The sequence below is a fragment of the Allobosea sp. FG18 genome (assembly GCF_057809495.1).
Genome location: NZ_JBMDKB010000004.1, coordinates 99,034 through 122,483 on the forward strand (window position 1 = coordinate 99,034; position 23,450 = coordinate 122,483).

Consider the following 23,450-nt stretch of genomic DNA (forward strand, 5'->3'; position numbering starts at 1 on the left):
GCCCCGGAATGACAGGGGTTGTGGCGCCCGCTGATCAGGGCAGTTGTTCGGTCAGGAGCTGGTCGACGAAATCGGTGAGGCCGACGGCGCGGCTGCGCTTCAGGCGCTCGGCCGTCAGGATCGCCTTGATCTGCTCATAGGCCGTTTGAAGATCGTGGTTGACGATGACGTAGTCGTACTGGCTCCAGCGCGCGATCTCGTCGCGAGCATTGGCGAGGCGCTTGACGATGACCTCTTCGGCATCCTCGGCGCGGCGGATCAGGCGCGAGCGCAGCTCGGCCATCGAGGGCGGCAGGATGAAGATGGTGACGACGTCGGCCCGCGCCTTCTTCACGATCTGCTGGGTGCCCTGCCAGTCGATGTCGAACAGCACGTCGCGCCCCGCCGCCAGCGAAGCCTCGACCTCCTTCCGCGGCGTGCCGTAGCCGTTGCCATGGACCTCGGCCCACTCCAGCAGGTCGTTGTGCTGGCGCATGGTGTCGAAGGCCGTGCGATCGATGAAGCGATAATGCACGCCCTCGATCTCGGAAGGGCGCTTGGCGCGGGTCGTCACCGAGATCGAGAGGTCGAGATTGTTCTCGCTCTTGAGATTGCGGGTGAGCGTCGTCTTGCCGGCGCCCGAGGGCGAGGACAGGATCAGCATGAGGCCGCGGCGGGCCGGATGAAGGGTATCGGCCATCGGGCTCACTCTACGTTCTGAACCTGCTCGCGCATCTGGTCGACGACCGTGCGCAGCTCGAGCCCGATGCGCGACAGGCCGGGATCGTTGGCCTTGGCGCAAAGCGTCGAGGCCTCACGGCCGAATTCCTGCGCCAGGAAATCGAGCTTGCGGCCGATCGGGCCGCCCTTGGACAGGAGCTCGCGCAGAGCCACGACATGAGCCTGCAGGCGGTCGATCTCCTCGCGGATATCGGCGCGCACCGCGATCAGCGCGGCCTCCTGGTGAAGGCGCTGGGGGTCGAAGCCGTTATTGGCTCCCAGAAGCGTCTCGACCTGCGCCGCGATCCGGGCGCGGATCGCCTCGCTGCTGCGGGCGGGGTGATGCTCCGCTTCGCCGGCGAGCCGGGCGATGGTTTCGAGATGGCCAAGGACAATCGTTTCAAGCGCGCGTCCTTCGGCGGCCCGCGCGTCCTTCAAGGCGTCGGTAACGGCCTCGAGGCCGGCCAGAGCCGGCGCCTCGACCGCGCCCAGCGCATCCTGCGCCTCGTCGGCATAATCGACGACGCCGCGGATGCCGAGCAGTCCGTCATAGGATGGCGGGTTGATGCCGGCGGCGGGCGGCAGCCGCTCCACGGCCTCAAGCAGCGCAGCGAGAACCGCCTCGTTGACGCGCGGGCGCGGCGGGCCGGCATCGCTGGTGACGGCGAGATTGACGTGAAGCGTGCCGCGCGAAAAGGCGCTGCCCAGCCGCTTGCGGGCCGCCTCGGCGAGGACCTCGAAACCGGGTGGGACACGGACGCGCAGATCGAGGCCACGCCCGTTGACGCTGCGAATTTCCCAGGCCCAGCCATGAACCCCGGCCGTTCCTGCCGCACGGGCAAACCCCGTCATGCTTTCGATGGCCATTGCCCCTGCCGCCTTCGTGTAAGATCGGGCGGGACCGTAGTGGCGCGCATCCGCGACAGCAAGCGGCCCGCTGCCGGAAAATGGGGATTGAGAGCCTTCCGGCCGGCAGATCAGGGCTTGAGCTGCGGAACCTGCTTCGGCGAGTTCAAGTCGAAGCTCTTGTTGAGCAGCGGGTCCCGTGTCGTGCCTTCCGAAGCGTCGAAGGCGCGGGCGCGCGTGCCCGCCACCGTTCCGACCGGCTGGGCGACCGGAACGCCAGCGGAGCCGGCATTGTCGGCCGCAGGCTGCGTCGTGGCGGGCGCCTCGGTGCGATTGTCGGGGCCGGCCGGGGGCTCGACCTTGTCGACGCTGTCCGCGGGCGGCTTGCCGCCCTGCTGCTGCGAGCGCGTCGTCTCGATCTGGCGCCAACGCCCGACATTGCGGTTGTGCTGCTCCAGGGTCTCGGCGAAGGCGTGGCCGCCGCTGCCATCGGCGACGAAGTAGAGGTCCTTGGTCCGCGAATGATTGACCACCGCCTCCATGGCGGCACGGCCGGGATTGGCGATAGGACCCGGCGGCAGGCCGTTGATGACATAGGTGTTGTAGGGCGTCGCCTGGGTGATCTCGCTGCGCATGATCGGCCGGCCGAGCGTACCCTTGCCGCCGACGAGGCCGTAGACGATCGTCGGGTCGGATTGCAGCCGCATCTTCTGGTTCAGGCGGTTGATGAAGACGCCGGCGACACGCGGGCGCTCGTCGGCGCGGCCGGTCTCCTTCTCGACGATCGAGGCGAGGATGACCAGTTCGTCGGTCGTCTTGATCGGCAGGCCGGCGGGAATGCGGATATTCCTGAGAACCGCGACCTGGCTGCGCGCCATCACGTCGAGGATGCCCTTCCGGGAGAAGCCGCGCGGAAAGCGATAGGTGTCGGGCAGGATCGAGCCTTCCTTGGGCACTTCCGCGATATCGCCGGTCAGAAGCTCGTTGTTCCGCAGCCGCTCGACGATCTGCTCGCTCGTCAGCCCCTCGGGGATGGTGATCGAATACTCGACCGACTTGCCGCTGGAAATGACACCGAGGATCTCCTGCGGGCTGACGCGCGCCTTGAACAGGTACTCGCCCGCCTTCAGCTTGTGCCAGTCGCCGCTGACGATGGCCGCGATGCGGAAGCTCAGCGGATGCTCGATCAGGCCTTCGCGCTGCAGCAGCTCCGTGATCTCGGTGAGCCCGCTTTCCTTGGGGATGATGAGGGTGCGGTCGCTGGCGAGCGGCCCCGGCGCCTTGCTCTGGTTCGAAACGATCGCGATGCCGGCACCGACCACGCCGGCGCCGACGAGCGCGACCGTGAACAGACCACTCAGCATAGACAGGAAAGGGCTGCGCCGACGGCGACGGACCTTCGGCGGCGGCGCCGGCGGCGCTACGGGCTTGAGGGCCTCGCTCGGACTCTTCGGGGCGACGCGGGGCGTATCATTCACGATCAAGACGCTCGCAGCACTGGGTAGATGATCTCGGCACGGTGCAACCTGACCGCGCCTGCCGGAGTGGGCAGGCGACCGCACCGAAGCCGGACGGTCGCATTAGAGCCGGTTTCCTCGCGGCTGTGAACGCGGAATCACGCATTCGGCCGCATCGGCTACAGACTCTACCCAAGAATATGGCGAAACCGCGCTATCTCGCAGCGGCTCACTGTTCGGGTCGATAGCGCCGCATCACCAGCGAGGCATTGGTCCCGCCGAAGCCGAAGGAATTCGACAGCGCGTAGTCGATCTCGCGCTTGCGGGCGACATGCGGCACCAGGTCGATCTCGGTCTCGACGGACGGATTGTCGAGATTGATCGTCGGCGGCGCAACCTGGTCGCGGATGGCGAGCACAGTGAAGATCGCCTCGATCGCACCGGCAGCCCCCAGCAGATGGCCGGTCGCAGACTTGGTCGAGGACATGGACGGGCGCTTGGGCGCATTGGCCAGCAGGCGCTCGACGGCGCGCAGCTCGATCTCGTCACCGAGCGGCGTCGAGGTGCCATGGGCGTTGATGTAGTCGAGATCGCCAGCCGTGATGCCGGCGCGATCCAGCGCGGCCTGCATGCAGCGATAGGCGCCATCGCCATCCTCGGAGGGCGAGGTGATGTGATAGGCATCGCCCGACATGCCGTAGCCGACGATCTCGGCATAGATGCGCGCGCCGCGAGCCAGAGCGTGATCGAGCTCCTCGAGCACGAGCACGCCAGCGCCCTCACCCATCACGAAGCCGTCGCGGTCCCTGTCATAGGGGCGCGAGGCCTTCTCGGGCGTATCGTTGAAACCGGTCGAGAGCGCGCGGCAGGCACAGAAGCCGGCAATGCCGATCCGGTTGATCGCCGATTCGGCGCCGCCCGCGACCATGACCTCGGCATCGCCCAGCGCGATCATGCGGGCAGCGTCGCCAACCGCATGCGCACCGGTCGAGCAGGCGGTCACGACGGCATGGTTCGGACCTTTCAGCCCGTGCTCGATCGAGACGTAGCCCGCCGCCAGATTGCTCAGGCGGCCGGGGATGAAGAAGGGCGAGAGGCGGCGCGGGCCGCGCTCCTTGAGCAGGAGCGAGGCTTCGTAGATGCCGCCGAGCCCGCCGATGCCGGAGCCGATGGCGACGCCGGTGCGGATCTGATCCTCGTAGCTTTCAGGCTTCCAGCCGGCGTCCTGCAACGCCTGCGTGGCCGCCGCCATGGCGAAGACGATGAAGTCATCGACCTTGCGCTGCTCCTTCGGCTCCATCCACTGGTCGGGATTGAAGGTCCCGTCGCTGCCGTCACCCCGCGGGATGTTGCAGGCGATCCGCGCCGGCAGGTCGCTGGCGTCGAAACTGGTGATGGGGCCAGCGCCACTGGCGCCGGCCAGAAGGCGCGACCAGGTCGGCTCGACGCCGCATGCAAGCGGCGTCACCATACCGAGCCCGGTCACGACGACGCGCCGCATCGGATAACTGCGAGAAGCCATGGCTCTTTCTGCGTGGACCGACCCTGAGGGCCGATCAGGCGCTCTTGGCGGAGAGGAACTTCACGGCGTCGCCGACGGTCACGATCGTCTCGGCCGCATCGTCCGGGATCTCGACGCCGAACTCTTCCTCGAAGGCCATCACGAGCTCGACGGTGTCGAGGCTGTCCGCGCCCAGGTCCTCGATGAAGTTGGCGCCGTCGACGACCTTGTCGGCCTCGACGCCGAGGTGCTCGACCACGATCTTCTTCACGCGCTCGGCAACATCGCTCATGGGTCTTTTCCTTAGACTTAGAAACTGAAAACGCATCGCAGGGATGCGACGCGGTGGAGGGATCTCATTCCGAGCCGCCGCGCCACCTGACGATGTCCGCGATCCGGAAAGCTCGAAGCCTGCACAAACGCAACAACCGAGGTTTCGTCAAGTCCCCTCGGATCGCCCAGCGGCAGCGCGACGGCGCTAGTTAACACACCCTTTACGGGCTGGCGAGTGCGCCGCAGACTTATCAAAACCGATCTAGAATGAGCGCTAACGCCCCTAGATCATTGCCATTCCGCCGTTGACGTGGAGCGTCTGCCCGGTCACGTAACCGGCCTCCGTGCTGGCGAGGAAGGCCACGGCCGCGGCCACATCGGCGCCCTCGCCAAGGCGGCCCATCGGCACGCCGGCGAGAATGCCCTCGCGCTGCTTGTCGTTGAGGGCCTGCGTCATCGGCGACTCGATGAAGCCCGGAGCGACCACGTTGACGGTGATGTTGCGGCTGGCGACCTCGGCGGCAAGAGCCTTGGACATGCCGATCAGGCCCGCCTTGGCGGCAGCGTAGTTGCCCTGGCCGGGGTTGCCGGTCGTGCCGACGACGGAGCCGATCGAGACGATTCGGCCATAGCGCCGACGCATCATCGACTTCACGGCGGCGCGAGACAGGCGGAACGCCGCCGTCAGATTGACCGCGAGCACGCTGTCCCAGTCCTCGTCCTTGAGGCGCATGAACAGGTTGTCGCGGGTGATGCCGGCATTGTTGACGAGGATATCGAGCCCGCCGAGCTTCTCCTCGGCGGTCGGCACCAGGGCCTCTACCGAATCCTTGTCGGAGAGGTTGCAGGGCGCGATCACGACGCGCTCGCCGAGCTCGACCGCCAGGGCTTCCAGCGCTTCGGCGCGCGTCCCCGAGATCGCGACGCTGGCGCCCTGCGCATGAAGCGTCCGGGCGATGGCTCCGCCGAGACCACCGGTCGCGCCGGTGACCAGGGCCTTGCGGCCGGTCAGATCAAACATGTTCGCTCCCCTTGTTCGGCATCCTGCCGCTGCAGCCCGTCCTGGGTTTCTGCACTCCGCATCAGACCGAAAGTGGGAACCACTTCTCGGTTTGATGCGACGATATCAAGCCTTGCGGGCCTTCCAGGCCGCGATGTCCTCAGCCGTGCCGATCGAGACCGGCGCGGCGCCCGCGACGATACGCTTGACCAGCCCGGCCAGCACCTTGCCGCTGCCGGCCTCGACGAAATCGGCGACCCCGGCAACCGCCATCGCCTGCACGCATTCGCGCCAGCGCACCGTGCCGGTGACCTGCGCGACAAGCGAGGCCCGGATCGCATCGGGGTCGCTCAGCGGCGCGGCGCCGACATTGGCGACGACCGGAACGACCGGCGCCTGCATCGTAACCTTGGCCAAGGCGTCGCGCATGGCGTCGGCGGCGGGCTGCATCAGGGCGCAATGGAAGGGCGCGGAAACCGGCAGCAGCATGGCGCGCTTCACGCCGCGCTCGCCGGCCAGCGCGATGGCGCGGTCGATCGCGGCCTTCGCACCGGAAAGCACGACCTGGCCGCCGCCATTGTCATTGGCCGCTTCACAAACTTCGCCCTGGGCCGCGGCGGCCGCGATCTCGCGAGCGAGATCGAGCTCGGCGCCGAGCAGCGCCGCCATGGCACCCTGCCCAGCCGGAACGGCCTTCTGCATGGCGTCGCCACGAATGCGCAGCAGGCGGGCGGCATCACCGATCGTGAAGGTGCCGGCGGCGGCCAGCGCCGAGTACTCACCGAGCGAATGGCCAGCGACGAAGGCAGCATCGCGCTTCAGATCGAGCCCGGCTTCGCCCTCGAGCACGCGCACGACCGCGAGGCTGACCGCCATCAGGGCCGGCTGGGCATTGGCCGTCAGGGTCAGTTCCTCGGAGGGACCTTCCCACATCACGGCGGAGAGCTTCTGCGACAGGGCCGCATCGACCTCGTCGAAAACCGCCTTCGCGACGGCGAAGTTGTCGGTCAGGCTCTTGCCCATGCCGACGGCCTGCGAACCCTGGCCCGGGAAGATGAAGGCTGTGGTCATGCGCGGAACGCCTCGTTCTTCACTACTTATGTATTATGACGGGGCTGTCACATCGGTTTAGCAGCCAAGTCAAGCACAAGGCCCATCTTTTCCGTCGGATGGGCGGTCTTCCACACCAGATTCCGGTTGCCATGACGCATCGGACCCTGTAACCACCGCCATCTGCTTGTTCGGCCGGAGGCTGAACGGATGGCGCATGTCCGCAAGGATCGGCGCAGGCTCGTTTCCCGAACCGTCATCCCGTGTCTCCGCCTTCGATGAAATCCTGTCGGGCCTTATCCAGGGCTCGGAGGGCTCCGCGCCGGGCGAAGCAGGGTGAAACAAGGAAGGCCACATATGGCATTGTACGAGCATGTGCTGCTCGCGCGGCAGGATGTAAGCGCGCAGCAGGTCGAAGCTCTTGTCGAGCTTTTCAAGGGCGTGATCGAAGCGAATGGCGGCGCCATCCGCAAGGTCGAGTACTGGGGCGTCAAGTCCCTCGGCTACCGCATCCGCAAGAACCGCAAGGCGCATTACACGCTGCTGAACATCGAGGCTCCCTCCGCCGCCGTGCTGGAGATGGAGCGCCAGATGCGCATCAACGAAGACGTCCTGCGCTTCATGACCGTCAAGGTCGAGGAGCTCGAGGAAGGTCCGTCGGCCATGCTGCAGAAGCGTGACCGCGAAGACCGTCCGGAGCGTGGCGGCGACCGTTTCGATCGCGGCCCGCGCCGTGACCGTCCGCGTCGTGACGACGAAGCGACCGAAACCACCGAAGCGGAGGCCTGAGAATGTCGACTGCATCCGCTGGCGCCCGTCGCCCCTTCTTCCGCCGCCGCAAGTCCTGCCCCTTCTCGGGCGAAGGCGCCCCGAAGATCGACTACAAGGACGTGCGTCTGCTCTCGCGCTACATCTCCGAGCGCGGCAAGATCGTTCCGTCCCGCATCACGGCGGTCTCCGCCAAGAAGCAGCGCGAGCTCGCCCAGGCGATCAAGCGCGCCCGCTTCCTCGGCCTGCTGCCCTACGTCATCCGCTGAGCCGTTCACCGGTTCCGGATACCGATAAATCCCGGAGGCGCCTCACGCGCCTCCGGTTCTCGCTTTCAAGATCAACCAGTCGCCCGTCGGTGAAACTCCCTCGGGTTCGTTGAGGCCAGAAGCCTCTCACCCTGCCGAGCCGCAAGGCTTGCGAGCAGCGGGACAGCAGGACGGACTTATGATTCCGATTGTCGGCATCGGCGCGGGCCTCGTTTCGGCCCTGCTCTTCTCAGTGGTGATCACCGGATCGCCGCTGGCTGCCGTGCTGTATTCGGCCGCTCCCCTCCCGATCTTCATCGCATCGCTGGGCTGGAACCACCGCTCCGGGCTGTTCGCCACGGCTGCGGGCGCGCTCGCTGTCGCGATTGCGCTCGCCCCCACCGGCGGCATCGCCTTTGCCCTGATCATCGGCCTGCCGGCCTGGTGGATCGCCTATCTCGCACTTCTTGCCCGCGGCGACACCGATGGCCGGGTCGAATGGTATCCGCTCGGCAACCTGCTGCTCTGGATCGCGGCCACCGCCGCGCTCGCCACCGTCGGCAGCGCGCTGGTGATGACCACCGATTACGAGACCTATCGCTCGGTGATCGCCCGCATGATCGAGAACCTGCTGAACGAGATGGTGCGCGGTAAGCTGATCGCGCTGCCCGGTGACGTGCAGGTCAAGGAACTCGCGCAGAGCCTGGCCCCGGCCGTTCCGCTCGGCATCGGCGCCTCCTTCGTCACCACCATCACCGCCAATCTCTGGCTCGCAGCCCGCACCGTGAAGATGTCAGACCGTCTGCCGCGGCCCTGGCCCTTCATCCCGTCGACGACGCTGCCGCGTCAGGCGCTTCTGCTGCTGATCGCCACGGGTTTCGTCGCGACGACCGGCGGCTTCATCGGCGTCGCCGCCATGGCCATGGCCGGCGCGCTGCTCGCCGCCTTCATGTTCAGCGGGCTCGCCACGCTGCACGACATCTCGCGCGGCCGTCCCTGGCGGCTGCCGATGCTGATCTCGATCTATGTCGCCCTCGTCGTGATGCAGGCCGTTCTGACGCCGCTGCTCGCGATCGCGGGCGTCATCGACACGCTGCTCGGCCTACGCAAGCGGGCCGCGCTGCCGCCTCCGCCTAACCATTCCTGAAACCCACGTCTGAAGACAAAAACAAGGAGAAGACCCATGGAAGTGATCCTGCTCGAACGCGTCGCCAAGCTCGGCCAGATGGGCGACATCGTGAAGGTTCGCGACGGCTTCGGCCGCAACTACCTGCTCGCCCGCGGCAAGGCGCTGCGCGCCACCGAGGACAACAAGAAGCGCTTCGAGAGCCAGAAGCTCGAGCTCGAGACCCGCAACCTCGAGCTGAAGTCCGAGGCCGACGCCGTCGCCGAGCGCCTGGACGGCCAGAGCGTCACCATCCTGCGCCAGTCGGGCGAGTCCGGCGTGCTCTACGGCTCGGTCTCGACCCGCGACATCGCCGAAGCCCTGACCAAGGACGGCTTCAACGTCTCGCGCGGCCAGGTGACGCTGAACACCCCGATCAAGACGCTCGGCCTGCACACCGTCCCGGTCGTGCTGCATCCGGAAGTCTCGGTCACGATCACCGTCAACATCGCCCGCTCGGCCGAAGAGGCTCAGCGCCAGGCTGCCGGCGAGAACGTCACGGCCCAGGAGAAGTTCGATCTCGACGATCTCGGCCTCGAGGTCGGCGCGGCGCTGGCCGAGGCCGGCGACGTCGAGCTCTGAGCCTTATCGCTCCCGAATCGAGTCAAGGGCGCCGTGGCAACACGGCGCCTTTTTCATTTCGGAGGCTGTGCAAAGTGGTGGATGGAACCGAAGCCTGCTGGCGCCGATTGTCAGAATGTTAAGGTAATTTTTCTGCCCGACTCAGCCATGCCGGAGCGCAAGCTTCCGCGGCTGATTGTCGGCTTGAATTATCAGTCAGCATTGATTTATCGGGACGGCCATGGCCACCGCTACAGCTCTCGTCGCCCGCCTCGACAACCGCGAGGCGGAATTCCGCGTCCAGCCTCACAATATCGAGGCCGAGCAGGCGCTGCTGGGCGCGATCCTGGTCAATAACGACGCATTCTATCGCGTCTCCGACTTCCTGCAGCCGGACCATTTCTTCGAGCCGATCCATCAGCGCATCTACGAGCTGGCGTCGAGCATGATCCGCGCCGGCAAGATCGCGACGCCGATCACGCTCAAGACCTTCGTCAACGACCTCGATCTCGGCGAGATCACGCCGAGCCAGTATCTCGCCCGCCTCGCGGCCGAGGCGACGACCGTCATCAACGCCGCCGATTACGGCCGCACGATCTACGACCTCGCCGTGCGCCGGCAATTGATCGGCGTCGGCGAGGACCTCGTCAACGTCGCCTATGACGCGCCCGTCGAGATGGCGCCGCGCGAGCAGATCGAGGATGCCGAGCGCAAGCTCTACGAGCTTGCCGAAAAGGGCCGTTACGAGGGCGGCTTCCAGAAATTCGACGGGGCGCTGCGCCTCGCGATCGACATGGCGGCCAGCGCCTACCAGCGCGCCGGCGGTCTCTCCGGCATCTCAACCGGCCTGCGCGACGTCGACCAGCGCATGGGCGGCCTGCAGCGCTCGGACCTGCTGGTGCTCGCCGGACGCCCCGCCATGGGCAAGACTTCGCTCGCCACCAACATCGCCTTCAACATCGCCAAGGCGTGGCGCGGCGAGCGGCAGGAGGACGGCTCGATCAAGTCGGTCGACGGCGGCATCGTCGGCTTCTTCTCGCTCGAAATGTCGGCCGACCAGCTCGCGACCCGTATCGTCGCCGAGCAGTCGAGCATCTCCTCCTACAAGATCAGGCAAGGCCGCATCACCGAGGGCGATTTCGCTCGCCTTACCGATGTCGCCGCCCAGATCGAGAAGCTGCCGCTCTATATCGACCAGACCGGCGGTATCTCGATCGCGCAGCTGATGGCCCGCGCCCGGCGCCTGAAGCGCCAGAAGGGGCTCGACGTCCTGTTCATCGACTACCTGCAGCTCCTCTCCGGCTCGTCCAAGAACAGCCAGAACCGCGTGCAGGAGCTGACCGAGATCACGACCAGCCTGAAGGCGCTGGCGAAGGAGCTCAACGTCCCGATCATCGCGCTCTCGCAGCTCTCGCGTCAGGTCGAGAATCGCGACGACAAGCGCCCGCAACTCTCCGACCTACGCGAATCCGGCTCGATCGAGCAGGACGCCGACGTGGTGATGTTCGTCTACCGCGAGGAGTATTACCTCAAGGGCAAGGAGCCGCGCCCCGGCACCGAAGAGCACAACAAGTGGCAGCTCGAGATGGAAGCCATGCACGGCGTCGCCGAACTGATCATCGGCAAGCAGCGTCACGGCCCGACCGGCGCGGTGGCCTTGCAGTTCGACGCGGATGTGACACGCTTCTCGGATCGCGCCGATGAGATGCGCCTGCCGGACCGTGAATGATGCCTGCCGACCTGCCTGATTCCGCCGCCTTCGGCGCGACCCTCACCATCGATCTCGACGCGCTGGTCTCGAACTGGCGCCTGCTCGGACAACGTGCCGGCACAGAGGCCGGAGCCGTGGTCAAGGCGGATGCCTACGGCATCGGCATCGAGCCGGCCGTGACGGCGCTGGCCAAGGCCGGCTGCAAGAGCTTCTTCGTCGCCCACATCTCTGAAGCCATCCGCGCCCGCAAGGTCGCGCCGGACGCCACGATCTATGTGCTGAACGGCCTGCTGCCCGGCGCCGCCGAGACCTTCGCCGCGCATGGGCTGTCGCCGGTGCTGGGCTCGCATGAGGAATTGCTGGAATGGGCCTCGTTCCGGCAGACCGGCGCGCAGGTCCGGCCGGCGGCGCTGCATGTCGACACCGCGATGAACCGGCTCGGCCTCTGGCCGGGCGAAGGCCTCAACCTCGCCCGCGAGCGCTCGGGCGTGATCGCGGCGGCGGGAATCGGACTGCTGATGAGCCATTTCGCCTCGTCGGAGGACGAGACCGATCCGGCCAATGCCCGCCAGATCGCCGCCTTCGCCGAGATCGCCGCGGCGCTGCCGGATGTGCCGGCCTCGCTCAAGAACTCGTCGGGCCATTTCCTCAAGGACTGCCCGTCCTACCAGCTCACGCGACCGGGCTATGCGCTCTATGGCGGCAATCCGACGCCCGGGCAGCCGAACCCGATGAAGCCGGTCGTGGGACTGGAGGCGACGATCATCCAGACCCGCGAGGTCGAGGACGGCACGCAAGTCGGCTATAACGGGCGCTGGACGGCCAAGGGCAGGCGCAAGCTCGCCACGATCTGCCTCGGCTATGCCGACGGCTACCCGCGCAACGGCAGCTGGACCGACACATCGACCGGCGGATCGGTGCTGATCGACGGTGTCTCCTGCCCCTTCGTCGGCTCGGTCTCGATGGACCTGATCATCATCGATGTGACCGAGGCGCCGGCTGACGCGGCCAGGCGCGGCGCGAGCGTGACCCTGATCGGCGGCCCGCTCGACCTGGAGACGGTCGGCGGCGGCGCCAAGACGATCGGCTACGAGATACTGACCAGCCTCGGCCGTCGCTATCACCGGCGTTATGTGGGGCTGTAGAAGGTGGGGCATTCCCTTGTCATTCCGGGGCTTCGCACCAGCGAAGAACCCGGAACCCACGACCGGGCGAGCGGTTGCCACCGCCTTCGGAATAAGTCGCGGCCCGTCGTGGATTCCGGGTTCGCGGCTGTGCCGCGCCCCGGAATGACAATCTAGCGATGGCCAAGCGCGGTCCGACCTATCACTGCCAGTCCTGCGGCGCGGTCTATCACCGCTGGCAGGGCAAGTGCGACGCCTGCGGGACATGGTCCTCGCTGGTCGAGGATGCGCAGGCGGCACCCGTTCCCGGCGGCGGCCGCCCCTCCTCAGGCGGCCGGGCGCGTGGCCGCGTCTTCGTGCTGGAGACGCTGAAGGGCGAGACGCAGGATGCGCCACGCATCGTCTCCGGCATCGGGGAACTGGACCGCGTCACCGGCGGCGGCTTCGTGCCGGGCTCGGTGCTGTTGATCGGCGGCGACCCCGGCATCGGCAAGTCGACATTGCTGATGCAGGCCTGCGCCGCGCTGGCGATGGGCGGGCGGCGCGTCGTCTATGTCTCGGGCGAGGAATCGACCGGGCAGGTCAGGCTCCGGGCCGAGCGCATGGGATTGGCCGAGGCGCCGGTCGATCTCGCGGCCGAGACCAATGTCGAGGACATCGTCGCGACCCTCAATCAGGGCGAGCGCCCTGCCCTGGTGGTGATCGATTCGATCCAGACGATGTGGTCCGGCGAGGTCGAGAGTGCGCCGGGCACGGTGACGCAGGTGCGCGGCTCGGCACAGGCGCTGATCCGCTATGCCAAGACGTCAGGCGTCTGCCTGATCCTCGTCGGCCACGTCACCAAGGACGGCCAGATCGCCGGACCACGCGTGGTCGAGCACATGGTCGACGCCGTGCTCTCCTTCGAAGGCGAAGGCGCGCATTCCTTCCGCATCCTGCGCGGCCAGAAGAACCGCTTCGGCGCGACCGACGAGATCGGCGTCTTCGAGATGACCGGCAAGGGCCTGTCGGAAGTCACCAACCCCTCGGCACTGTTCCTCGCCGGCCGCGACCAGCCGGCGCCGGGCGCGGCCGTCTTCGCGGGCATGGAGGGCACGCGGCCGGTTCTGGTCGAGATCCAGGCGCTGGTCGCCCCGACCGCGCTCGGCACGCCGCGGCGCGCCGTCGTCGGCTGGGAGAACAGCCGGCTCGCCATGGTGCTGGCGGTGCTCGAGACGCATGGAGGCCTCAGGCTCGGCCAGCACGACGTCTATCTCAACGTCGCGGGTGGCCTGCGCGTCAACGAGCCGGCGGCCGATGTCGCAGTCGCTGCCGCGCTGGTCTCGTCGCTGAGCGGGGCGACTTTGCCGCAGGAGGCGGTCTATTTCGGCGAGATCGCGCTTTCGGGCGCGATTCGGCCGGTCGCGGTCGCAGCGGCGCGCCTCAGGGAAGCGGCCAAGCTCGGCTTCGAGGCCGCGCTGATGCCGAGCGGCGGCGCCGATCACGGCGACGGCAACGGCCTGAACCTGCGCCGTTTCGGCCATGTCACGGAACTCGTTGCCGATATTGCCGCGCGCGCACCTCGCAGAGATGTGAAATGACTTTGCCGGAAGGGTGACTGAAAGCCCGGGAACGCGTATAGCAAAGCCGAAACGGCCGCCCTGCCTCCGGCCGGTCGGTACCTGACCATAGCAAAGCGGCCCTCCCCATGCCTGTCACCATTCTCGATCTCGTCGTCATCGGCGTGGTTCTGATCTCGGCTTTGCTCGCGGCCGTGCGCGGCTTCACGCGCGAAGTGCTGGCGATCGCCTCCTGGGTCGCAGCGGCGGCCGTGGCCTGGGTGTTCCATCCCCAGCTCGTGCCCTTCGTGAAGCAGTACATCCCGGCGAGCTCGGCGCAGGACACGATCGCGTTGGTCGCCGCGATCGCGGCCCTGTTCCTGGGCACGCTGATCGTCGTCTCGCTGATCACGGCCCGGATTTCCGATTTCGTGCTGGATTCGCGCATCGGCGCGCTGGACCGCACGCTCGGCTTCGTCTTCGGCGCGGCCCGCGGCCTGCTGCTGGCGGTGATCGGCTATGCCTTCTTCACCGGGCTGGTCGGGAGCGAGAAGCTGCCGAGCTGGGCCAAGGACGCCAAGGCCAAGCCTGTGCTGGAAGAGACCGGCCAGTCGCTGATCGCCATGCTGCCGCAAGACATGAAGGCCGATTTCTTCAAGAACCTGCTGAAGAAGCCCGGCGCCGAGACCGCGCCGGAGGCCCCGGCGGAGGAACCGCGCAGCCCCGCGACGCCGGCGCCGGTTGCACCTGCCCCAGCCCGTCCCTAATTAGCGCGTAGAACATCAGCACAAGCCCTCTGCGTGGAGCGCGACATGATCTCGCAAACCGAGCGTGATACCGCCTTCGACCCCAATGCCGACCGGCTGCGGGAGGAATGCGGCGTCTTCGGCATCTATGGCCATGCCGATGCCGCGGCGCTGACCGCGCTCGGCCTGCATGCGCTGCAGCATCGCGGCCAGGAGGCGGCGGGCATCGTCTCCTTCGACGGCAAGCGCTTCCATTCGGAGCGCCGGCTGGGCCTCGTCGGCGACGCCTTCTCGGAAGCGAGCGTCATCGACAAGCTCAAGGGCAAGCAGGCCATCGGCCATGTCCGCTACTCGACGACGGGCGAGACGATCCTGCGCAACGTCCAGCCGCTCTTCGCCGAGCTGCATGGCGGCGGCTTCGCCGTCGCGCATAACGGCAACCTGACCAACGGGCTGACGCTGCGTCGCAACCTCGTCCGCGACGGCGCGATCTATCAGTCGACCTCCGACACCGAGGTTCTGCTGCATCTCGTCGCGCGCAGCCGCAAGCAGCAATTCGTCGATCGCTTCATCGAGGCGATCCGCCAGATCGAGGGCGCCTATGCCTTCGTCGGCATCACCAACAAGAAGCTGATCGGCGCCCGCGATCCGCTCGGCATCCGCCCGCTGGTGCTCGGCGAGCTCGACGGCTGCCCGATCCTGACCTCGGAAACCTGTGCGCTCGACATCATCGGCGCGAAGTTCGTCCGCGAGATCGAGAACGGCGAGGTCGTGATCATCTCCGAGTCCGGGATCGAGAGCCACAAGCCCTTCCCGCCGGCAGCGGAGCGGCCCTGCATCTTCGAATACATCTACTTCGCCCGCCCCGATTCCATCGTGAAGGGCCGCAGCATCTATGAGCGCCGCAAGGCGATGGGCGCGGTGCTGGCGCAGGAAGCGCCGACCGAAGCCGACGTCGTCGTGCCCGTGCCGGATTCCGGCGTCCCGGCGGCGCTGGGCTACGCCCAAGCCAGCGGCATCCCGTTCGAACTCGGCATCATCCGCAACCACTATGTCGGCCGCACCTTCATCGAGCCGACGCAGAAGGTCCGCGAGCTCGGCGTCAAGCTGAAGCATTCGGCCAACCGCTCGGTGGTCGAGGGCAAGCGCATCATCCTGGTCGACGATTCGATCGTGCGCGGCACGACCTCGTTCAAGATCGTGAAGATGATGCGCGAGGCCGGCGCCAAGGAGGTGCATTTCCGCATCTCCTCACCGCCGATCACCCATCCCGACTATTACGGCATCGACACGCCCGACCGGGAAAAGCTGCTCGCCGCGACCCACTCGCTGGAGGAGATGCGCCAGTTCGTCGGCGCGGATTCGCTGGCCTTCATCTCCGTCGACGGGCTCTACCGGGCGATGGGCCACGAGCGCCGCGACCCGCAGCGCCCGCAATTCACCGACCACTGCTTCACCGGCGACTATCCGACCTCGCTGACCGACATGGTCGGCGAGAGCGCCAAGCAGCAGATCTCGCTGCTGGCCGAAGCCGGCTGATCTTTTCACGAGCGGGCTGTCATCCCGGGCAAGCGAAGCGCAGGCCCGGGATCCATGCCTGAACCTTCATTGGCAGCGCTCCGGAATGGATCCCGGATCGGCGCTGCTTCGCAGCTTGTCCGGGATGACGAGCGCTTGATGAGACCGGGGCTGCGTCCGTCATGACCAAACCACTGCAGGGGCGCGTCGCGCTCGTCACCGGCGCCTCGCGCGGCATCGGCCGTTCCGCCGCCCTCGCCTTTGCCGAAGCGGGCGCGCATGTCATCGCGCTCGCCCGCACGGCTGGCGCGCTGGAGGAACTCGACGACGAGATCGTCGCGATCGGCGGCAGTGCCACGCTGGTACCGCTCGACCTCAGCGACGCCGGCGGGCTGGAGAAGCTCGGCCACGCCGTTACGGAACGCTGGGGCAAGCTCGACATCCTGCTCGCCAATGCCGGTATCCTCGGCTCGCTGAGCCCGCTCGACCATGTCACCGAGAAGGACTGGGCCAGGGTCCTCGAGATCAACGTCACAGCCAACTGGCGCCTGCTCAAGGCGCTCGACCCGGCGCTGCGCGCTTCGGATGCCGGCCGCGTCCTACTGATGACCTCGGGCGCTGCCCACAAGTGCACGGCCTATTGGGGGCCCTATTCGGTTTCAAAGGCTGCCGTGGAGGCCCTGGGGCGCACCTATGCGGCCGAGACGGCGACGACCCCGGTCAAGCTCATGCTGGTCAATCCCGGCCCCCTGCGCACCCGGATGCGGGCCGAGGCGATGCCGGGCGAAGACCCGCAGACGCTGAAGACGCCGGAGGAGCTGGCACCGCATCTGGTCAGGCTGGCCGCGCCGGATTGGTCCGAGAGCGGTAAGATCTTCGACTTCCCGCAGGGCAAGGTGCTGACCCCGCAGATGCCGGCCTGAACAGGCTCAGCCGCGCGCCAGCGAGGCCCGCACCAGCGTGATCAGATCGGGAATGGTGAGGTTCGGCAGGGCCGCCATCTCATCCAGGCCGAACCAGCGGATCTCATCGTGTTCGTCGACGAGATTGACCGCCGACCCGCCCTCCCAGGCGCTGACGACATAGATGTGGTGGAGCGCGGCGCCGTAGCGCTCGGGAAAGCGCTCGGCTTCCGAGAGCACCAATTCATAGCGCGTCGGCGTCAGGCCGACCTCTTCGTGGCATTCCCGCAGCAGGGCCTGTTCCAGCGCCTCGCCGGGCTCGACCCTGCCGCCGATCGCATCCCAATGGCCGGGCCAGGCCTGCTTCCAGACAGCGCGCAGGCCGAGCAGGACCTTCCGGTCGGCATCGACGAAGAGCGCGCTGACGGTTTCGATCATGCGCGCGCCTGCGATCGCTATTCGGCCCTGAGCCAGCGCAGCAGGCCGGCCTGATCGCCGCTCTCGACGGCAGCCGCGACGCGCCGCCCGACGGACGCGCCGAATTTGTAGCCATGGCCGGAGCAGGCCGAGACCGCCGTCACGCGGCCGATCTGCCGCGACAGGAACTTGCGGTCCGCCGTGAAGGTGTAAGCGCAGGTCACGACGCGCTCGACCCGGTACTCGGCGATGCGCGCGAAGGGCGGCGAGAAATAGTCGCGGATCTGCTCGCCCTCGCCCGCTCGCGGCTCGCGCTCCTCGTCGGGCTGGCGCGGGCGCTTGTGCACGCCGGCGCCGACCTTGAGGCCAGTGCCATCAACCGGCGGCAGGACATAGCCGTCGACCGTGCCGCCGACATCGACGATGACAGGCGCCGCCTCCCAGGCCGCCCTCAGGTCATCAGGCGGGGCGAGATAGGCGACGGCGGTGCGATAGGTCGTCAGCACGTCCGCGAGCTCCGGCAGGAGCTTCAGCACCCAGGCGCCGGAGCTGACGACGATGCGGTCGAAGCTCGCCGCCTCGCCATTCGCGAGACCGATGCGGCCGCTCTCGGGATCGATCGAGATCACCGTCGCGCCCTCGCGCAGGGTGACGCCGCGCTCGCGCAGCAGGCGCACCATGTCGGCGGCGATGCGGGCCGGGAAGAGCGCGCCACCCTCGGGGCTGAGATAGGCGTAGCGGATCGTCGCCGGATCGATGAAGGGACAGCGCCGGGCCGTCTCGGCGGCGTCGTAGAGCTCGTAGGGCGAGGCCATGCGGTCGAGGCCCTCGCGGTACTCCTCGCCTTCGTCGCCCTCGGTCTGGGAGATGCCGAGCACGCCGCAGGGCGCGTAATGCTGCCTGCCCAGATCGACCCAGAGTTCGTCCCAGGCCTCGAAGGCCTCGGTGATCGTGCGGGCATAGCCGTCGGCGCCGCCATAGGCGCGGCGGATGATCCGGTGCTGGTCGCCGGAGGCCGCATAGGGATTGGGGATCTGCGGCGACTGCTCGTAGAGCGTCACCTCATGCCCGCGCCTGTTCAGCGACCAGGCAGTGGAAAGCCCGGCGATACCGGCGCCGACGACCGCGATCCTCATCAGCCCTTGCGCTCCTTGTCATAGGGATTCTCGCCGCCGCGGCGATGCAGGCGGATCGGCGTGCCCGGAAGCTCGAACGCCTCCCGCAGGTTGTTGACGAGATAGCGGGTGTAGGACACCGGCAGATGGTCGAGCTGGTTTCCGAACAGCGCGAAGGTCGGCGGCCGGGCCTTGGCCTGCGTCATGTAGCGGATCTTGATGCGCCGGCCGGCCACGGCCGGGGGCGGATGCGCCGAGAGCACGCCTTCGAGCCAGCGATTGATCCGCGCGGTCGAGACGCGGCGGTTCCACACGCCGTAAGCCGAGAACACGCCCTGCATCAGCTTGTCGATGCCCTCGCCGGCGAGGCCGGAGAGCGGGATGATCGGCACGCCGCGCACCTGCGCCAGCAGATGGTTGGCCTTCTCCTTGAGCTCGGCCAGCAGGCCCTGCTTGTCGGCGACGAGGTCCCATTTGTTGAGGCCGATGACGACCGCCCGGCCTTCGCGCTCGGTCAGGTCGACCAGCGTCAGGTCCTGCTTCTCGAAGGGGATGGTGGCATCGAGCAGCACGACCACGACCTCGGCGAAGCGGATCGCGCGCAGCGAATCCGCGACGGAGAGCTTCTCCAGCTTCTCCTCGATGCGGGCGCGCTTGCGCATGCCGGCGGTGTCGAAGAGCTTGACCTTGCGGCCGCGCCATTCCCAGTCGACCGAGATCGTGTCGCGGGTGATGCCGGCCTCGGGGCCGGTCAGCATCCGCTCCTCGCCGATCATGCGGTTGACCAGCGTCGACTTGCCGGCGTTCGGGCGGCCGATGATGGTAACCCGCAGCGGGCGATCGGGATCGATATCCTCTTCGCCATCCGAATCGGCGGCGGGAACGTCGGCCCAAGCCGTCTCGTCCTCGTCGTCCTCGGGCTCGTCGGGGATGTAAGGCGCGAGCGCCTCCAGCAGGTCCGAGGTGCCCTCGCCATGCTCGGCCGAGAACGGCACGGGATCGCCGAGGCCGAGCCCGTAAGACTCGATAATGCCCTCGGTGCCCTTCTTGCCCTCGGCCTTGTTGGCGAGCAGGATCACCGGCTTGCCGGAGCGGCGCACCAGATCGGCGAAAGGCTGGTCCATCGGCGTGATGCCGAGGCGCGCGTCGATCATGAAGAGCACGACATCGGCCTGCGCGATCGCGGTCTCGGTCTGGGCGCGCATGCGGCCGGCGAGCGAATCCTTGTCGGCCTCCTCGAGACCGGCGGTATCGATCACCTTGAAGCGGAGATGGCCGAGGGTGGCGTCACCCTCGCGGCGGTCGCGCGTCACGCCCGGCCGGTCGTCGACCAGGGCGAGCTTCTTGCCGACCAGCCGGTTGAACAGCGTCGACTTGCCGACATTGGGGCGCCCGATCAGGGCGACGATGGCTGTCATCAGATTTCACACATTTTCGCCGTCGTCCCGGCCCACCGAAGTGGGAAACCGGGGCGGCGGCGCCGTTGGAGCAAGGCTCCGGTTCAGTTCTTCACCGTGACGGGGCCGCCACGGACCAAAGCGAGATAAAGCTCGACGCGCTGGCGCAGGGCCGCCGGCGCCTGCGGATCGGTGATCGCGGCATCGAACCAGCGCCCGGCATCCTCGAAGAGATTGGCCTTGAGCGCGGCGATTCCGAGGAATTCGCGGGCGGTATGGCGCCAGACGCCCTGCGCGGAAGCCAGCGGTTCCAGCGCGGTCTTGACCTCCGCATAGGGAGAAAGATCGACGCGCAGGATGCCGGCGCGCAGCTTGGCGAGATCGCGAGAGGTCTGGTCGAGCGAGGCGTCGGCGGCGAGCGCATCGAAGGCGGCGGCGCCGGCAGCAGCATCGCGCTTGGCCGTTTCCGCGGCGAGGCGGAAGCGGGCGATCAGGCGATAGCCGGCGGGCGCCGTGGTCGACAATTCCTTCAGGATGGTCTCGGCCTGGGTGGCGTCGCCATCGCGCGAGGATTTCAGCGCGGCTTCGAGGCGTGCGCCGACGGCCTGCGACGCCTGATTCTCGCGATGCAGCCAGTACTGCCAGCCGGCGACGGCCAGCACCGCCAGCACGGCGAGGCTGGTGACGACCCAGCCATATTTCTTCCAGAGTTCCGCTGCCTTGTCGCGGCGGACTTCCTCATCGATCTCGCGAAAAATATCGGCCATTTGACTGTCTTGATCCCTGTTGGGAGCCCGGTAGCATTTTCGGGCGGGGAATGCGAGCCGGTTCAGCGCATGGGGCAAGGCCATGATGGACGATGGCTCTCCGACCGTGGCAAAATCGGCCCGGCCCTTGCTGCGCCCGATCCGGACGGCCCTTTCAGCTTTCGGCCGTGGAGAATTCCATGAACCAGACGACAACCAGACGGGCCGGCCTCGCCGCCCTCACCCTCGCCGCCTTCGCCTGCGGCTCGCTGGCGACGCCCGCCGCCGCACAGACCCAGCCGATCAAGGTCAAGGTCTTCATCGCCGCGATGTTCGAGATCGGCGAGAATACCGGAGACCGCGCCGGTGAGTTCCAGCACTGGTACGAGCGCTACTGGAAGGCGAGCCAGCCGCACGAGGTCAAGGGCGCGCTGAGGCCGGTCCATTGCAATGGCGACGGCGTCTGCGGCGCCGTGCTCGGCATGGGCAAGGTCAATTCATCATCCTCGATGCAGGCGATCCTGCTCGACCCCGCCTACGACTTCTCGCAGGCCTATTTCGTACTCAGCGGCGTCGCCGGCACGCCGCCCTCGCGCGGCACGATCGGCGACGTCTCCTGGGGGAGCTGGCTGGTCGACTACGATCTCGGCCATCGCTGGGCGCCGGAGGAAGGCAAGCCGGGCGAGCCGGTGTTCATGCCGCGCAAGGGCTATGAGGCCTATCGCGTCTTCCAGCTCAACCCGGTGCTGGTGAAATGGGCGGTGAGGCTCGGCTCGCGCGCGAACCTGCAGGATTCGGATTCCGCGAAGCAGTACCGCATGCGCTATCCCGACAAGCAGGCGCAAGCCGCTCCCTCCGTCCAGGTCGGCACGCATATGACCGGCGATACCTTCTTCCACGGGCCGGGCCTGTCGAAGGAGGCGCAATACATGGCCAAGCTCTACGGCGCCGACGATTACGTGATCACCGAGATGGAGGCCGCCGCGATCACGCTGGTGATCAAGCGGCAATTCGGCACCGACCGAATCATGAGCCTGCGTGGCGCGGTCAATTTCGACCAGGGCAACCCGAACGAGACGACGCTGCAGCACCTCGACCCGGCGCCTGGCCAGACGGCCGGCGGCTTCGCCGAGACCGTCGCCAATATCGAGGCGGTCGGTTCGAGGGTGGTCGACCACATCGTCGCGGACTGGCCGGTCTGGCAGAAGGGCGTGCCGGCGCTGCCGATGAAGTGAGGGCTGATTTCCACGCCCTTTGTCATTCCGGGGCTTCGCGAAGCGAAGAACCCGGAACCCACGACCGGGCGAGCCCTTGCCCGATCGGATTGTCTAGCATCTCACCCAGTCGTGGGTTCCGGGTTCGCGCCTGCGGCGCGCCCCGGAATGACAGAGGTGGTTCGCTCTACGATCACCCTGCCCGGAAGAGCAGGCTGCCGTCGCCGTAGGAATAGAAGCGGTAATTCGCTGCGATCGCATGGGCATAGGCGCGTTTCATCACGTCGAGCCCGCAGAAGGCGGAGACGAGCATGAACAGCGTCGAGCGCGGCAGATGGAAGTTCGTCATCAGGAGATCGACCGCCCGGAAGCGATAACCCGGCGTGATAAAGATCGCAGTGTCGCCGGAGAAGGGCCGGATCGTGCCGTCCTCGGCCGCCGCGCTCTCGATCAGGCGCAGCGAGGTCGTGCCGACGCAGACGATGCGCCCGCCCTTCGCCTTCACGGCGTTCAGCGCCGCAGCCGTCTCGGGCGAGACCGTGCCCCATTCGGCATGCATGCGGTGCTCGTCGGTATCATCGGCCTTCACCGGCAGGAAGGTGCCGGCGCCGACATGGAGCGTGACGAAATGCCGGCTGACGCCGCGTGCGTCCAATGCCGCCAGCAGCTCCGGCGTGAAATGCAGCCCCGCAGTCGGCGCGGCCACGGCGCCGTCCTTCCGGGCGAAATTGGTCTGGTAATCGGTGGTATCGGCGCTGTCGGTGGGGCGCTTGCCGGCGATATAGGGCGGAAGCGGGAGTTCGCCGAGCCGCTCGATCGCCTCATCGAGATAGGCGCCGGTCAGGCTGAACTGCAATTCGACCTCACCGCCCTCGCCCTTGGCGATGACCTCGGCATGCAGGCGCCCGAGCTCGCAGGCATTGCTGGCAGCCTCCGAATCGAAGACCACGCGCTCGCCGACAGCGAGCTTCTTGGCCGGCCGGGCGAAGGCGAGCCAGCGATCCTCGCTCTCGCGCTTGTGCAGCATGATCTCGACCCGGGCCGAATCCTCACCGCGATAACGCCGCCCGCGCAGCCGGGATGGGATGACGCGGGTGTCGTTGAGGACGAGCGCATCGCCGGGCTGAAGCAGCGAGAGGAGATCGCGGATGCCACGATCCTCCAGCGGCTGCGGTGCGTTAGGGCGCACCACGAGCAATCGCGCTGCATCGCGTGGGCTTGCCGGCCGCAGCGCGATACGCTCCTCGGGCAGGTCGAAATCGAAGAGATCGACGTTCATCCGGCAGAACTCGTTCTTGGCCCTATCCCCGCGCGGTCATCCCGGCCGGAGCGAAGCGAAGAGCCGGGATCCATGCCTGAACCTCGTCGGGAGACGCTCTGGCATGGATCCCGGGTCAAGCCCGGGATGACGCACGTTATTCTCGGGCGGAACCTCGAGAATCTCTGGCAGGAGA

23 protein-coding genes are annotated in these 23,450 nt (G+C 67.4%); 11 read left to right on the forward strand and 12 right to left on the reverse strand.

The features are described 5' to 3' along the window. Window positions 1–34: 34 nt before the first annotated feature. From gmk to fabD, 7 genes are all read right to left on the reverse strand, one after another. On the reverse strand, window positions 35–679 hold the full coding sequence (gene gmk / locus ACODTJ_RS06280) for a guanylate kinase (RefSeq protein ID WP_454657120.1): 645 nt from the start codon (window positions 677–679) through the stop codon (window positions 35–37). Between the two features lie 5 nt (window positions 680–684). Further along, window positions 685–1,566: a YicC/YloC family endoribonuclease gene (locus ACODTJ_RS06285; RefSeq protein WP_454657121.1), complete on the reverse strand. Its 882-nt coding sequence runs from the start codon at window positions 1,564–1,566 to the stop codon at window positions 685–687. A gap of 110 nt (window positions 1,567–1,676) precedes the next feature. After that, window positions 1,677–3,023, reverse strand: coding sequence for an endolytic transglycosylase MltG (mltG, locus tag ACODTJ_RS06290; RefSeq protein ID WP_488847889.1), 1,347 nt, complete (start codon window positions 3,021–3,023; stop codon window positions 1,677–1,679). A gap of 208 nt (window positions 3,024–3,231) precedes the next feature. Next, window positions 3,232–4,503, reverse strand: a complete 1,272-nt coding sequence (gene fabF, locus ACODTJ_RS06295; RefSeq protein WP_454659001.1) for a beta-ketoacyl-ACP synthase II — start codon at window positions 4,501–4,503, stop codon at window positions 3,232–3,234. A 55-nt stretch (window positions 4,504–4,558) separates the two neighbouring features. Further along, window positions 4,559–4,795 carry an acyl carrier protein gene (locus ACODTJ_RS06300; protein ID WP_047578895.1) on the reverse strand — a complete coding sequence of 79 codons (237 nt, stop codon included), beginning with the start codon at window positions 4,793–4,795 and terminating at the stop codon, window positions 4,559–4,561. Between the two features lie 264 nt (window positions 4,796–5,059). Continuing rightward, the gene (gene fabG / locus ACODTJ_RS06305) at window positions 5,060–5,797 is read right to left on the reverse strand and encodes a 3-oxoacyl-[acyl-carrier-protein] reductase (RefSeq protein WP_454657123.1); all 738 of its coding nucleotides are present in this window, start codon (window positions 5,795–5,797) and stop codon (window positions 5,060–5,062) included. A gap of 105 nt (window positions 5,798–5,902) precedes the next feature. Further along, complete coding sequence (fabD, locus tag ACODTJ_RS06310) at window positions 5,903–6,847, reverse strand: ACP S-malonyltransferase (protein ID WP_454657124.1); 945 nt, start codon at window positions 6,845–6,847, stop codon at window positions 5,903–5,905. A 336-nt stretch (window positions 6,848–7,183) separates the two neighbouring features. Between fabD and rpsF the strand changes: the two genes are divergently transcribed. From rpsF to ACODTJ_RS06360, 10 genes are all read left to right on the forward strand, one after another. After that, a complete protein-coding gene (rpsF, locus tag ACODTJ_RS06315; RefSeq protein ID WP_454657125.1) occupies window positions 7,184–7,615 on the forward strand; it encodes a 30S ribosomal protein S6 in 432 nt (143 codons plus the stop codon). Between the two features lie 2 nt (window positions 7,616–7,617). Then, the gene (gene rpsR, locus ACODTJ_RS06320; protein WP_038367644.1) at window positions 7,618–7,863 is read left to right on the forward strand and encodes a 30S ribosomal protein S18; all 246 of its coding nucleotides are present in this window, start codon (window positions 7,618–7,620) and stop codon (window positions 7,861–7,863) included. A 178-nt stretch (window positions 7,864–8,041) separates the two neighbouring features. Continuing rightward, window positions 8,042–8,989 carry a DUF2232 domain-containing protein gene (locus ACODTJ_RS06325; protein ID WP_454657126.1) on the forward strand — a complete coding sequence of 316 codons (948 nt, stop codon included), beginning with the start codon at window positions 8,042–8,044 and terminating at the stop codon, window positions 8,987–8,989. A 36-nt stretch (window positions 8,990–9,025) separates the two neighbouring features. Further along, window positions 9,026–9,589: a 50S ribosomal protein L9 gene (rplI, locus tag ACODTJ_RS06330; RefSeq protein WP_454657127.1), complete on the forward strand. Its 564-nt coding sequence runs from the start codon at window positions 9,026–9,028 to the stop codon at window positions 9,587–9,589. A 220-nt stretch (window positions 9,590–9,809) separates the two neighbouring features. Beyond that, window positions 9,810–11,297: a replicative DNA helicase gene (locus ACODTJ_RS06335; RefSeq protein ID WP_454657128.1), complete on the forward strand. Its 1,488-nt coding sequence runs from the start codon at window positions 9,810–9,812 to the stop codon at window positions 11,295–11,297. Beyond that, a complete protein-coding gene (gene alr / locus ACODTJ_RS06340) occupies window positions 11,294–12,424 on the forward strand; it encodes an alanine racemase (protein ID WP_488847897.1) in 1,131 nt (376 codons plus the stop codon). The genes ACODTJ_RS06335 and alr overlap by 4 nt, the downstream gene beginning before the upstream one ends. A gap of 158 nt (window positions 12,425–12,582) precedes the next feature. Next, window positions 12,583–13,983, forward strand: a complete 1,401-nt coding sequence (radA, locus tag ACODTJ_RS06345; protein WP_488847899.1) for a DNA repair protein RadA — start codon at window positions 12,583–12,585, stop codon at window positions 13,981–13,983. A gap of 107 nt (window positions 13,984–14,090) precedes the next feature. Further along, complete coding sequence (locus ACODTJ_RS06350; RefSeq protein ID WP_454657130.1) at window positions 14,091–14,708, forward strand: CvpA family protein; 618 nt, start codon at window positions 14,091–14,093, stop codon at window positions 14,706–14,708. Window positions 14,709–14,753: 45 nt separating this feature from the next. After that, window positions 14,754–16,226, forward strand: a complete 1,473-nt coding sequence (gene purF / locus ACODTJ_RS06355; protein ID WP_454657131.1) for an amidophosphoribosyltransferase — start codon at window positions 14,754–14,756, stop codon at window positions 16,224–16,226. 161 nt (window positions 16,227–16,387) lie between these two features. Next, entirely contained in the window at window positions 16,388–17,128 is a 741-nt protein-coding gene (locus tag ACODTJ_RS06360) for an SDR family NAD(P)-dependent oxidoreductase (RefSeq protein ID WP_454657132.1), read from the forward strand. Window positions 17,129–17,134: 6 nt separating this feature from the next. Here the strand turns inward: ACODTJ_RS06360 and ACODTJ_RS06365 are convergent, their stop codons facing one another. The 4 genes from ACODTJ_RS06365 to ACODTJ_RS06380 all read right to left on the reverse strand — a co-directional run bounded on the left by ACODTJ_RS06365 (window position 17,135) and on the right by ACODTJ_RS06380 (window position 20,803). Next, window positions 17,135–17,545, reverse strand: coding sequence for an NUDIX hydrolase (locus ACODTJ_RS06365; RefSeq protein WP_488847900.1), 411 nt, complete (start codon window positions 17,543–17,545; stop codon window positions 17,135–17,137). A gap of 17 nt (window positions 17,546–17,562) precedes the next feature. Further along, window positions 17,563–18,660, reverse strand: coding sequence for an NAD(P)/FAD-dependent oxidoreductase (locus ACODTJ_RS06370; protein ID WP_454657134.1), 1,098 nt, complete (start codon window positions 18,658–18,660; stop codon window positions 17,563–17,565). Continuing rightward, window positions 18,660–20,057, reverse strand: coding sequence for a ribosome biogenesis GTPase Der (gene der / locus ACODTJ_RS06375; protein WP_454657135.1), 1,398 nt, complete (start codon window positions 20,055–20,057; stop codon window positions 18,660–18,662). The genes ACODTJ_RS06370 and der overlap by 1 nt, the downstream gene beginning before the upstream one ends. A gap of 83 nt (window positions 20,058–20,140) precedes the next feature. After that, on the reverse strand, window positions 20,141–20,803 hold the full coding sequence (locus ACODTJ_RS06380) for a tetratricopeptide repeat protein (protein WP_454657136.1): 663 nt from the start codon (window positions 20,801–20,803) through the stop codon (window positions 20,141–20,143). A gap of 179 nt (window positions 20,804–20,982) precedes the next feature. On the opposite strand from ACODTJ_RS06380, the gene ACODTJ_RS06385 reads away from it, so the two are divergent. Further along, window positions 20,983–22,017 (forward strand): purine-nucleoside phosphorylase, encoded by a 1,035-nt coding sequence (locus tag ACODTJ_RS06385; protein ID WP_454657137.1) that lies wholly within the window; start codon window positions 20,983–20,985, stop codon window positions 22,015–22,017. Between the two features lie 172 nt (window positions 22,018–22,189). Here ACODTJ_RS06385 and queA read toward each other — a convergent pair whose 3' ends face one another. Then, entirely contained in the window at window positions 22,190–23,275 is a 1,086-nt protein-coding gene (gene queA / locus ACODTJ_RS06390) for a tRNA preQ1(34) S-adenosylmethionine ribosyltransferase-isomerase QueA (protein WP_454657138.1), read from the reverse strand. Window positions 23,276–23,450: the final 175 nt, after the last annotated feature.